The organism is Paenibacillus sp. FSL H8-0548, assembly GCF_038630985.1.
In the GTDB taxonomy this organism is placed as follows: Bacteria; Bacillota; Bacilli; order Paenibacillales; family Paenibacillaceae; genus Pristimantibacillus.
Genome location: NZ_CP152049.1, coordinates 4,045,877 through 4,058,714, shown reverse-complemented (window position 1 = coordinate 4,058,714; position 12,838 = coordinate 4,045,877). Strand labels below are relative to the sequence as shown.

Here is a 12,838-nt window from a genome sequence, read left to right as displayed (position 1 = left end):
GTTCCTTAAGGCAATCCACCTTAAGGAACAGCTCTTATTTCCGTTAGACCACTATCCTGAGCACTGCTTACGGCTCTGTTTCCAGCAGCCTGATATAGACCTTCAATAATTAAACTACCCCACTTTTGCTCGTTTTGCGAGAGAGAGGCCGTGATTTGACCGTTGCGAATCGCTTCTTTCGTTTCGGGCATCATACCTACGGCAAGCGCATAACGGGATAGCCCTGTAGCTTTCCATACCAGTATAGAGGTGGAGCTTGCTACATAATCCAGTGCAATGAAGGCATCGAAATGCGGATGATCGTCAATCATTTTCTCTAGCTGCTGTAATGCGAGCGTATTGCTTCCTTCATGATGGAGAACCTCAAGCACTTGAATGCTGGTGTTCTGTTCCAAATAATCAAGCATGCCTTTCAGCCGTTCCTTTGCGCTCATCGTTATGGAAATGCCGTTTTCGACAATAATCATTCCGCTGCCGTTCAACAACTGATCGACGATTTTACCTATCCCTTTGCCGGTTGCAACGTTGTCAGCTCCAATATAGGACATGCGCTGGCTTCCCGGCGCATCGGATTCGAAGCAGAAAACCGTAATGCCAGCTTGAACCGCTTTATTAATGATCGGTGTCATTACGTTTGAATCAATCGGACTTATCGCGATGCCATTCACCTTCTGGGCAATCATCGTTTCCATCATGCGAATTTGCTGCTCTAAATTAGCTTCGTCAGGAGCTTTAACAATAAGATTAATGCCATAATGCTGTGCTGCTTCTTTAGCATTTTGTGTAATTGTTTCGTAATAGGGATGAGCCATCGGATAAATAATGCCGAAAGTTAGTTTAGGCTTATTTTGCAATTGGGCTGTTTCAGCAGGAGCTGCTTGCTTGCTCTCATCATCCGCAGCGGCTTGGCAGCCTGTTGCGAGAATTGTGACCAAAAAAAACATCCAAAGCACAGCTCTAATCGGGATCGATACTGTTGTGCGCATAAATGGCTCCTTTATAGCTGCTTTGGACGCTGCTCGCTGCCTGATCCTTGCGATATTGAGACGTTGTCGCACCAGTAATTCGTTTAAATAAATGAGAAAAATAGTGAGCATCATTGTAGCCGACGAGATGAGCGATTTCATAGGTTTTTGCGTTAGTTGCTTTCAATAGCTCCATAGCCCTTCGAATTCTTGTATGAGTCACATATTCGATAAATGTTTGACCGGTTTCCTGACTGAACACTTTGCTCAAATGACTGACACTGACACATGCAAATTCAGCTGCATCCTGAAGCGATAATCGGTCATCATGGTAGTGCTTTTGAATATAATCCTTTACCTGATTGAGCATATCTGCATATTTATCTGTTGAATCATTTCTCCAAATCCAAAACTGCCCCAATAATTTAATCAAAAATTGACGCGCGTCGTCAAATCGTCGAATGGCGCTAAGGCTTTGCTGCAATTCAGCCTCAAACTGCTCGGGAATATAGAGACTGCGGCTCATCGCCTTCGCAATTCGCAGTGCTTCAATTGCCAAGTCATTGAGTAGATAGCAGCCGTAAAGAGTGCCTTTCCAATCAATAGCTTGCAGCTCCTCAGCAAGTGAATCGACAAAGACAAGGGTATGCTTCGGGTTTCCGAGCTTCAAAAAATCGATGAATCGTTGTCGATCAAAGGGGTGAGTGGATAGCGTATGACCAGGAGAAGCCGCGGCACCTAATAAGGCAAGCTGACTTTGCCGCGCTATTCTCCGCCAATGCTTATCGTCCTCAGCCTCTAAATAAGAGGTATGAATACCTTGAAGCCGATCCTGCACCGTACCAAGTCCGACCGTTAAGCTGCAAGAAAGAATAGGCTTCACTACAGCATACATATTTTGATGAAAATGAAGCAAGCTGCTTTCCAGCTCTGCCTCGCTTCGGCCCTTGAACAGCCATATCGTTTCCGTATGGCTGCGCTTGTAATGCAAATGCTCGCCTATAGATGCAATTCGCTCTCCTAACAGCTCCTCAGCCTGGGCGATAATTGAACGGTCCAGCTGCGCGGTTCCCCTCTGGCAGCGCACATCTGTAATGCCAACCGCATAGTGGTTCGCGGATAAAGGAAGTGAAAGACTGCTCGCGAGTAGAATAGCATCTGCAGTTGTGATCAAACCGCTGCAAAGATCAGCTAATAGCTTTTCGCTATCTTGTGCGGTGTTTTTCCCATGTGCCTGCTGCAGCTCAAGTATTCGTTCTTGTTCAAATCGCTCCTGATCGATTTTTTTGCTGGTTTCTTGAAGCATTCGAATAATATCGGCGGAGCTGACGGGTTTCAAGCAATATTCCTCTACACCAGCTCGGAGCGCAGCTCGTGCGTACTCAAATTCATCATGACCGCTTAAAATAATGATTTTAATTTCAGGCATGCGGCTCCGGACGATGCTGCTAAGCTCTAATCCGTTCATAAAGGGCATTTTTATATCGGTTATTATAATGTCCGGGCGCAATTGCTCGATCATCGGAAGCGCAACCTCGCCGTCAGGCGCGTCGCCACAATAAAGAAAGCCCTCTTTCGTCCAATCGATACATTCTCGTATACTTTCGCGAACTAATATTTCATCGTCTATAAGCATCACTTTTTTCATGGCTGATTAACCCCGTTTCATTGGTATGCGGATAATAACATGCGTACCCTGCTGATCGACGCTGTTCACTTCAACGCCATAGGACTTGCCGTAGTAAAGACGAATGCGTTGATGTACATTATGTAGACCGAAGCCGCCTGAAACCTCGGAGCCCGTTTGCTCTGGTGTTAGCTGCGCATCAAGCTGCTCCCGCAGCAAATTGAGCTTTGCTTCTGACATGCCAATGCCATTATCCTCAATGGAAATAGTTAAATACAATTGATCCTCTGATTCCGCGACGATGCGAATTAGTCCTTTGCCGCGCTTATTTTTTATCCCATGATACAGCGCATTCTCGACGATGGGCTGTAGGGACATTTTTAATATCGTGTAGCTGTGAAGATGCTCAGGAACCTCGATCTCATAGTCTAGAATATCGCGATATCGCATTTGTTGAATGATTAAATAGCTGCGTACATGCTCTAATTCATCCTTGAGCGTGATCCAATCTCTGCCCTTGTTCAGGCTGATTCGGAAAAACCGCGAGAGCGCTTGGACAAGGTGGATAACCCGTTCGTTTTTTCCAGCCTCAGCCATCCAAATAATCGAATCCAGCGTGTTATAGAGGAAGTGGGGATTAATTTGCGCTTGCAGCGCACGCAGATTGGCCTTTTGAATGAGCTCCTGCTCCTTAATGCTATTCTCCAGCAACCCTTTTATATTTTCCAGCATACTGTTGAAGCTCATTCCGAGATCAGCAATCTCGTCTTGTCCGGACGGTTTCACCTTTACCTCTAGATAACCTGAAGCCGCAAGCCTCATCTTGCTTTGCAGCAATCGAACGGGCCGTGTTAAGCCGGCTGTAATGAAGAAATGAAGCGTTATCGTAAAAATGATGCTTAAGAGGACGCTAATGATAATAAGCCGCCGAATAGCGGTCGCTTCTTCAACGATTTCCTGCAGCGGTACGACGCCAACGATTGTCCAGCCAGTCGTTTGCGACGTTGTAAATACTACAAATCGCGGTTTTCCATTTGTGTAATCGACATAGCTGTTTCTTTTATCAGCTAAGTGTGAGCCTAACTGAACGGTCTGGGTTGATGAAAGTTTCGGTTCTAGATTAGCGGGTGAAAAAATCGGTGTATCCGAATGATCAACGACATAGAAAAGTCCAGTTTTACCTATGGTCACCGTATTTACAAACTGTTCAACAGTAGAATCGTTTAAATCGATAATAATAAAACCGATAACCTCGTGTGTAATTCGCTGCTTGACTGTAGCCATAATCGAAATGACATTTTGCTGCGGATATTGGAAGCCATCGAGTCGATCTAGCGGCTCTGCATGAGAGGGTGGAATATTGAGAATATCATCAGGATTGTTCAACAGATGCTGCAAATGTGGATTTCGCAGCGGATTGACGGTTAGTTGGAAGACACCTTTGCGTTCACTGATGCCTCGGCCATATAGATTAATCATGGTCATATTCAATATATTTTCATATTTATATGTTTCCCGATACAAAGCAAACGTTTTGACGATTTCCTTCGCATCCGAGTAGGTATCAGCCTGTGAGAACAAAAATTGTTGAACAGGCGGGGCCTTCTCAAGCTCAAGCAGCTTTCCAGTATCCTCGAACAATACATCCAAATCGCGCCCAAGCTGATCTGCAATCAGCATAGTTGAAGCTTTGCTATGCCCAGAAACAGCATGAAATGATTTTTGGTAGGAGATGATTCCAACCACAATTAACGGAACAGAGGTTAATATGACGAACATTAGCAATAGCTTCGCCCTCATGCTCTTTAGAATCCAACGTATCAAAATCATAGGCGCACGATACCTTTCAAGGAAGTAGTGAATACGCTTGCATTTCCATTTACTTACTACTATAACAAATGAACGCTGCGCAGGCTATGCCAACGTCATGTTGGATGAGATATTAAACCTTTTGAATAAAAAAACAAAGCAAATGAAATTGAACTTTCAAAATTAAAATAATAGTGAACCAAATAGCAGTGGAATTCCGTATCGAGCAGTTTTGAAAGCGTTCTATAATAACATCACACCAGGCATTGGTGAATGATAGGGGAGGTAATTTGGAAATGAAAAAGCATGTAAGATTAGGTGCTGCGATTATGCTATCGACGATGATGCTCGTCGCGGCAGCTTGTGGAAACAATGCGAATGAGGGGTCTAAAGGAAGCAAGCCTGCATCAGCGGACAAAAAAATCACGCTGGGCTTTGCCCAGGTTGGTGCAGAAAGCGGATGGCGTACAGCGAACACAAACTCAGTTAAGGAGTCAGCGGCTGAAGCGGGCTTTGAATTGAAGTTTTCCGATGCGCAGCAAAAACAGGAAAATCAAATTAAGTCGATACGCTCCTATATCCAGCAAAAGGTAGATGTGATCGCATTTTCTCCCGTTGTTGAATCAGGCTGGGATACGGTGCTGAAGGAAGCGAAGGAAGCGGGAATTCCGGTTATATTAACGGATCGTGCAGTAGATTCGAAGGATGATTCGCTTTATGAAACGTTTATCGGCTCTGATTTCGTGGAAGAAGGACGCAGTGCAGGTAAATGGCTATTGGAAAAATATAAAGATGCGTCTGGAGATGTGAATATCGTTGAGCTGCAGGGCACTACGGGCTCCGCTCCAGCTATCGATCGCAAAGCAGGTTTTGAAGAGATTATTAAAGATGATGCTAAGCTAAAGGTTATTGCTTCGCAAACGGGCGATTTCACTCGTGCGAAGGGTAAAGAGGTTATGCAATCTTTTCTAAAAGCAAATAAAGATATCGATGTGCTATATGCACACAATGATGATATGGCGCTAGGCGCTATCCAAGCTATTGAAGCAGCGGGCCTTAAACCAGGCGAGGATATTATTATTATCTCCGTAGATGGCGTGAAGGACGGCTTCGTTGCTGCAAGCGAGGGCAAGATCAATTTTATCGTAGAGTGTAATCCATTGCTAGGGCCGCAGCTGATGCAGGCGGTACGCGATGTGCTTGATGGGAAAGAGATTGAGAAAAGAATTGTAACAGAGGAAGGGGTATTTACCTCTGAAGATGCGAAGCGCGAGCTTCCGAACCGCAAATACTAATCGTCTAAAGATAGAAGCCACATCGTTGCTGCGTATCATAGGGCGAGTGGCTTCTTTTCTTCATACAAGGGAGCGAGAGCGATGAAGCAGGAACAAAAGCCGATTGAAGAGCCGATTCTTCGTATGACAGGCATTCATAAGCAATTTCCTGGTGTGAAAGCATTAACTAATGTTCAATTTCGATTATTTCCAGGTGAAGTACATGCCCTTATGGGCGAGAATGGTGCGGGGAAATCAACGTTAATTAAGCTTTTAACCGGTGTTTATGCGATTGATCAGGGAGAAGTTGAGCTGGAGAAGCAGCAGCTCATCATCCATGGTCCTCAGGAAGCACAAGATAACGGAATCAGCACGGTATATCAAGAAGTAAATCTTTGTCCCAATTTATCAGTCGCTGAAAATATTTGGATCGGGCGAGAACCGCGCCGCTTCGGACGAATTTTGTGGAAAGAGCTTTACAGCAGCTCCGAGAAGCTGCTGCTTGAGCGGCTCCAGCTGCAAATCGATGTGAGGAAGCCGCTGCAAGATTACTCTGTTGCGGTTCAACAGCTGGTTGCCATCGCACGAGCCCTCAATATTTCTGCAAAAGTGCTTATCTTGGATGAGCCGACCTCAAGTCTTGACCGTAATGAGGTTGAGCAGTTATTTCAAGTGATGAATAAATTAAAGGATGAAGGGCTTGCCATATTGTTCGTGACCCATTTCCTTGATCAAGTGTATGAAATTTCGGATCGGATAACCATTCTCCGCGGAGGAGAATTTGTCGGTGAATATAGAGCAAGCGAGCTCTCGCGAATTGAGCTTGTGACCAAGATGATCGGAAAGGAGCTTGAGCAGCTGGAGCATTTGCCCAAATCAGATACAGGTTTAGCGGATGATGCAGCAGAGGTAACCGTTGAGGCAAAGGACCTTGGCCGAAGCGGTGCCATTAAGCCGTTTAACTTGAACATTAAGAAAGGTGAGGTTGTAGGTCTGGCAGGTCTATTAGGCTCAGGCCGTACAGAGCTTGCGAGGTTGTTTTTTGGTGCGGATCGCTCTGACCACGGCGAGCTGAGGATGGCAGGGCATGCTGCGAGTGTCATTTCATCCCCTAGACAGGCGATCGATCAAGGTGTCGCTTTTTGCTCGGAAAACCGGAAGACAGAGGGGATTATTGAAGAGCTTACGGTACGTGAAAATATTATTTTAGCGCTGCAGGCCTCACGCGGCTGGCTGAAAACCATTTCAAGGAAGAAACAGGACGAGTTTGCAGACGAATTCATTAAGTCACTGAATATCAATCCGCCTAACCCGAACCATCTTGTGAAAAATTTGAGCGGCGGCAACCAGCAAAAGGTTATTTTGGCAAGATGGCTGCTGACTGATCCGAAGCTTCTTATTCTCGATGAGCCGACAAGGGGAATTGATATTGGGGCAAAGACAGATATTCAAAAGCTTGTAAGAGCATTGTCCGCTAAAGGTATGTCGGTTCTGTTCATTTCTTCGGAGCTGGAGGAGGTGCTGCGTGTGAGCGACAGAATCGCTGTATTGCGAGATCGCCGAAAGGTAAAGGAAATGTGGGATTCAGATATGAATCAAAAGCTGGTCATGCAGGCCATTGCGGGAGGGACAGAGAAATGACCAAGCATCATTTGTTTTATCCGCTTGTCATGCTGGCGGCATTGCTTTTGTTTAATTTAATTTATTCACCAGATTTTTTCTCGATTCAAATGCGCAACGGACAGCTTTACGGGAGCTTAATCGACATTTTGAATTTCGGAGCTCCGCTTATTTTGGTATCCATAGGCATGACGCTTGTCATTGCAACAAAAGGCATTGATTTATCGGTTGGCTCGATCGTTGCGATTTCGGGAGCGATTGCATGCTTAACCATTAGCAGAAGCGCTGATCAAAGCGCACTTCAACTCGTATTGTTCGTTGTATTTATATCACTCATCATATCGGTTGCGTTCGGATTGTGGAATGGGCTGTTAGTGTCGGGATTTGGAATACAACCGATTATTGCGACGCTGATATTAATGGTTGCAGGGCGCGGAATTGCGCAGCTCATTACTGGCGGTCAAATTATAACGGTCTCAAGTTCATCCTATAAATATATTGGAGCAGGCTCGCTTGCCTTATTGCCGTTTTCGATTTTTATTGTAGCGGCGATGCTGCTCATCGCGTTATTTATAACACGCAAAACAGCGCTAGGCTTGTTTATAGAATCGGTGGGCTGCAATCCGGAGGCTAGTCGCTTAACTGGAATTCGCTCGAAAATCGTGATGCTCGCCGTTTATATGTTTTGCGGATTGTGTGCAGGCATTGCAGGTCTTATCCTTAGCTCGAATGTGTCCAGCGCAGACGGGAACAATGCCGGCCTATGGTATGAGCTGGATGCCATATTAGCTGTTGTTATCGGGGGGACTTCGTTAAATGGCGGTCGTTTTTATCTAATGGGAACCGTGATCGGCGCACTGATTATACAGACCCTCACAACCACTATTTACGTTATCGGTGTACGGCCGGAAATTACGCTTGTCGTTAAAGCCTTTGTCGTTTTGATCGTTTGTCTTGTTCAGTCGGAAGCGTTCCGGAAAGCGATCGTTCATCGATGGCGAACGAGACGTTATCCGCTGGAGCGGGAGGTGAAGCGACATGCTTAAACGACAGCATCTGCCTGTATTTGTAACGATCTGTTTGCTGATAGTTATGTTTGCAGCAGGCTCGTTCCGGTACACCGGTTTTTTCTCACCGCAAGTGCTGCTAAACTTGCTCATCGACAATGCTTTTCTGATCATTGTTGCCGTAGGGATGACCTTTGTCATCGTCTCTGGCGGCATAGATCTCTCCGTAGGCTCTATGATTGCTCTAACAACGATGATCTCTGCTACACTAGTTCAGCATCTCGGCTGGCCTCCTTTCGTAGTTATTCCACTTGTGCTGCTTATCGGCTCTTGCTTTGGCTGGATGATGGGGGCCATTATTCATTATTTCAAAATTCAGCCCTTTATTGTTACGCTGGCGGGAATGTTTCTGGCGAGAGGGCTTTGTTATGTGATTAGTATTAACACGATTACTATTGATAATGCTTTTTATACGAGTGCCGCGCAGACGAAGATCTATTTTCCAGGCGGGTATTTTATTTCCATAAGTGTCATTATCGCGCTGTTTGTTGTCGTCGGTGCAAGTTATTTGGCCCATTACACGCGTTTCGGCCGCAATACGTACGCCTTAGGCGGCAGCGAGCAATCTGCACTGCTTATGGGGCTGCCTGTAGCGCGGACCAAAATACTTGTTTATGCCTTTAGCGGATTATGCTCAGCGATGGCTGGAGTCGTGTTCACGTTCTATATGCTGTCCGGCTATGGACTGCATGCGGTTGGGCTTGAGCTTGATGCAATCGCAGCGGTCGTCATTGGGGGGACGCTGCTCACAGGCGGTGTAGGTTATGTAGCAGGTACATTTTTTGGGGTATTGATTCAAGGCGTTATTCAAACGATCATCAGCTTTGAAGGCACATTAAGCTCATGGTGGACTAAGATCGTAATTGGCTTGCTGCTATTTTTATTTATTGTTCTCCAAAAGCTGTTCAGCACACGAAGGACGACTCATAAAGCTTGAGGAATCGCATGACAATCTTCCAAAAATCGGATAAAATACAATCAGTTGGGCTCTTTTTTATCATTTTTTTGAAAGGTTGGGAAAGCTCATGCGACAGAAGCGATCAAAGCTGACAGCTGCAGCAATAGCACTGATCCTCATGGTATTGCTGCTTCAAGGCTGTACGGCTGAAGAGGTGCCTGAGGTTATTATTCATTCACCTGTATCCGAAGAAGCAGAACAGACCTCTGAAGCCTATCCTCCCGCCCGTCCTATTGTACTCGGCTTCTCACAGGTTGGGTCGGAGAGCGACTGGCGCAAAGCAAATACAGCTTCGATTATTGAAGCGGCCGAGGAGGCAGGCATTGAGCTGCTCTTTGAGAATGCGGAGCAATCACAAGCGAAACAGATTGAAGCGATTCAATCCTTTATTGATAAGCAGGTCGATGTCATCGCCTTGGCACCGGTGGTTCATTCGGGTTGGGAGGATATTTTGAAGGCGGCTAAGCATGCGGGAATACCGGTCATTATTTCAGATCGCTCCGTTGATGTAACTGACTCATCCTTGTTTGTTACACATATTGGGTCCAATTTTTACGAGGAGGGCCGTAAAGCGGGCAAATATTTGCTTGATAAAATGAGTAAGACTGAAGGAGAGATCGGGATCGTTGAGCTTCGCGGTACGGAGGGCTCATCACCTTCGATCCAGAGAGGGCAAGGGTTTGCGGATTCCATTAAAGAGCACACCCAAATTCGAGTGCTTAGAAGCGAATCGGCTAATTTCACTTATGAACAGGGCAAGGAAACGATGCGCGCATTTCTTCGTAATCAGGGGAGCGACATTAAAGTTCTCTTTTCTCATAACGATGACATGGCGCTCGGTGCAATTGAAGCGATTGAGGAGTATGGCTTAAAGCCGGGCATTGATATCGTTATTATTTCTGTCGATGGCACCCGCAAAGCTTTCGAGAAGCTTGCTGAAGGTAAAATTAATTGTGTAGTAGAATGTAATCCATTGCTTGGGCCTAACCTTATGCAAGCCGTACAGGAAATTATTGCTGGAAGAACGCTGCCCAAGCATATTTTCCCTTCCGAGAGCGTGTTCACACAGCAAATGGCAGAGAAAGAGGTCGCCAATCGAAAGTACTGATCCTGCAAGTCAATGCGGAATTCGAGAAGTGAAGGGGCTTTCCCAAACGGTCTTAGCAAGACCTGGGAAAGTCTCTTTTTTAATATAGCGTGCCCAGAGGCACGCATTATCTAGTTGGTGAAAGTCCAACCAAGAGAGGGACCAAGCCACTCTTGTAGCTAGGATGCTTGCGTATGGCGAAATCTGTGCGTAAAAGCGCATCGACGAAAGTACCTGTCTGAGACAGGGCGAGCAACAATCCAGGTTGTAACATGAAGTGAATCCTGCCGCATCGTCAAAAAGGCCTCGCAAGAGGGGTAAGAGGAAGCCGAGTCTCGTGTATATGGACGAAGGCCATGGAAACTGTGAAGAACTTGGAGCAACAGTGAAGAATCCTCCGGTGTAAAGGGAGCGACATGGATTGAAAGATAATGCAGTGAACTGGGGAGACCCTCCCCTGCACGATTTTTTTTTTCGTAGCGAGATGCTCTATAAGCCCGAAAGGTGAAGTGAGACATCTGCAGGAAGGGAGTCCGAGGGGCTCATAGTACCGAAGAACCGTAGGACAACATAACCTGCGGGAGGGAAGGAGCCCTGCTTTGTTCAAGCTTTTGGAGGAGGTACGAGTGAGTGAATGCCATACGGCTAACGACACCAAAGGAAAAAGTTCAACAACTCCAAGAAAAGCTAGGTCATGCTGCCAAGGAAAACAAGAAACGCAAATTCCACGCCTTATATGACAAGGTCTATCGGTGGGACATCCTGTGCGAAGCATGGAATCGTGTACGTGCCAATAAAGGCTCGGCGGGAGTAGATGCCTTAACGATTGCAGACATCGAGAAAGAGGGAGTCATCTCGTTTCTTAAAGAGTGTCAGCAACTGCTGAAAGACGGAAACTACCAACCACAGCCTGTTCGCAGACACTATATCCCAAAGAAAGACGGTAAGCTAAGACCGCTTGGTATTCCTGCGGTTCGCGACCGAGTCATCCAAATGGCGACAAAACTAGTCATTGAGCCTGTATTTGAAGCGGATTTCAAGGAAGTATCTTTTGGATTTCGTCCGAAAAGGGGAGCCAAGGGAGCGTTAGAGCGAATCCGTAAAGCCTGCAACCGTAAAGGGAATTGGATAGTCGACGTCGATATCCAAGGCTACTTCGATAACATTAATCAAGAGAAGCTGATGAAATTAGTGCTCATGCGCATCAACGACAGACGAGTTCTCAAGTTAATCAGGAAGTGGTTACAGGCGGGAGTCATGGAAGATGGAAAGGTAAGACGCTCCGATCTAGGTACACCGCAAGGCGGTGTTATTTCCCCTCTACTTGCTAACATCTATCTGAATTACTTCGACCAGATGTGGGAGAAACATGGAGAAACAGTAGGCGAGTTAACGAGGTACGCAGATGACTTTGTTGTGGTATGTAAAACGAAGAAAGACGCAGATCACGCCTACAAACTCATAACGGCCATAATGGAACGCCTTGAACTGACCCTACATCCGACGAAAACTCGAATTGTAGGATTATGGACGGGGGAAGAAGGATTCGACTTTCTAGGTATGCATCACCGAAAGACGAAAGCGGAAACGTCGCATGGAAAAGTGTACTATACGACGCAACAATGGCTAACGAAGAAAGCGGAAGAACGTATACGAGAAGTGGTGAAAGAACGATTAGCACCGCCAAGCATGCGTTCAAGCTCTATTGAGGAACATGTGAAGTGGCTCAATCCAAAGATCCAAGGATGGAGAAACTACTATGCTACTAACTACAGCCAATTGAAGTTAGCGAAGTTAGACTGGTACATTGTGCAACGCTTGACTCGATGGTATGCCAAGAAAAGACAACGTAGAAGATGGATGAGCTCCATGCAAGAGGTAAAACACATGGCAAAGCAATGTGGACTTAAAACGTTACTGTAATCCGCATGCGTATGAAAGACGAACATCGGAAAGCCGTATGAGGGAAAACCTCACGTACGGTTTGATGAGGAGAGGCTGAAGAAAAAAAATCTTTCAGCCTTTTACTCTAGTAAGTTGAACTTGAGATTTGCGTTTTGGGCGCTGCGCGAGTAGAAGATTCTGAAGGGGTGCTATCACATCATTTTTTAAGCTCAACTTAAATAGATGGAATTTCTCCATCTATTTAAGGGATTTCGGCTTTTTTTTTGCGTTTAAATGGAATTTCTCCATCTAATTCCAAGGAATTAGCCGAAATTCATAAGAAAAAGTAAAATTAACGGGACAAATTCCATCTAGTTTATACTCCGAAGCGAACAACGTTATTTTAGCAGGAGGAATTCCATCTAAATTCATTTCTCCAGAACGTTCTTCTCGCGTCGCTTAAACTACATTTTTCTAGTTCAACTTATATATAAAATAATTTATAACTTTTCAATTATAAATAGGATTATCTATCACTGCGAAACGA

The 12,838-nt window shown here is 45.5% G+C and carries 9 protein-coding genes; 6 read left to right on the top strand and 3 right to left on the bottom strand.

Annotated features, from left to right (window positions below; translation table 11 throughout):
• Window positions 1-20: 20 nt before the first annotated feature.
• From MHI37_RS17310 to MHI37_RS17300, 3 genes are read right to left on the bottom strand one after another with little or no spacing between them, the layout of a single operon-like run.
• Window positions 21-986: a substrate-binding domain-containing protein gene (locus MHI37_RS17310; protein ID WP_076336927.1), complete on the bottom strand. Its 966-nt coding sequence runs from the start codon at window positions 984-986 to the stop codon at window positions 21-23.
• A complete protein-coding gene (locus MHI37_RS17305; RefSeq protein ID WP_076336926.1) occupies window positions 958-2,613 on the bottom strand; it encodes a response regulator in 1,656 nt (551 codons plus the stop codon). Before MHI37_RS17305 ends, MHI37_RS17310 begins: the two co-directional genes overlap by 29 nt.
• A 6-nt stretch (window positions 2,614-2,619) precedes the next feature.
• A complete protein-coding gene (locus MHI37_RS17300) occupies window positions 2,620-4,392 on the bottom strand; it encodes a sensor histidine kinase (RefSeq protein WP_256710521.1) in 1,773 nt (590 codons plus the stop codon).
• A 305-nt stretch (window positions 4,393-4,697) separates the two neighbouring features.
• On the opposite strand from MHI37_RS17300, the gene MHI37_RS17295 reads away from it, so the two are divergent.
• From MHI37_RS17295 to ltrA, 6 genes are all read left to right on the top strand, one after another.
• Window positions 4,698-5,696: an ABC transporter substrate-binding protein gene (locus MHI37_RS17295; RefSeq protein WP_076336924.1), complete on the top strand. Its 999-nt coding sequence runs from the start codon at window positions 4,698-4,700 to the stop codon at window positions 5,694-5,696.
• 81 nt (window positions 5,697-5,777) lie between these two features.
• Window positions 5,778-7,316 (top strand): sugar ABC transporter ATP-binding protein, encoded by a 1,539-nt coding sequence (locus MHI37_RS17290; RefSeq protein WP_076336923.1) that lies wholly within the window; start codon window positions 5,778-5,780, stop codon window positions 7,314-7,316.
• Entirely contained in the window at window positions 7,313-8,341 is a 1,029-nt protein-coding gene (locus tag MHI37_RS17285) for an ABC transporter permease (RefSeq protein ID WP_076336922.1), read from the top strand. Before MHI37_RS17290 ends, MHI37_RS17285 begins: the two co-directional genes overlap by 4 nt.
• Window positions 8,334-9,299, top strand: a complete 966-nt coding sequence (gene yjfF / locus MHI37_RS17280) for a galactofuranose ABC transporter, permease protein YjfF (RefSeq protein ID WP_076336921.1) — start codon at window positions 8,334-8,336, stop codon at window positions 9,297-9,299. Before MHI37_RS17285 ends, yjfF begins: the two co-directional genes overlap by 8 nt.
• An 88-nt stretch (window positions 9,300-9,387) precedes the next feature.
• A complete protein-coding gene (locus tag MHI37_RS17275; protein WP_076336920.1) occupies window positions 9,388-10,428 on the top strand; it encodes an ABC transporter substrate-binding protein in 1,041 nt (346 codons plus the stop codon).
• Between the two features lie 609 nt (window positions 10,429-11,037).
• Window positions 11,038-12,330: a group II intron reverse transcriptase/maturase gene (ltrA, locus tag MHI37_RS17270; RefSeq protein WP_076336919.1), complete on the top strand. Its 1,293-nt coding sequence runs from the start codon at window positions 11,038-11,040 to the stop codon at window positions 12,328-12,330.
• The last annotated feature ends 508 nt before the right edge of the window (window positions 12,331-12,838 follow it).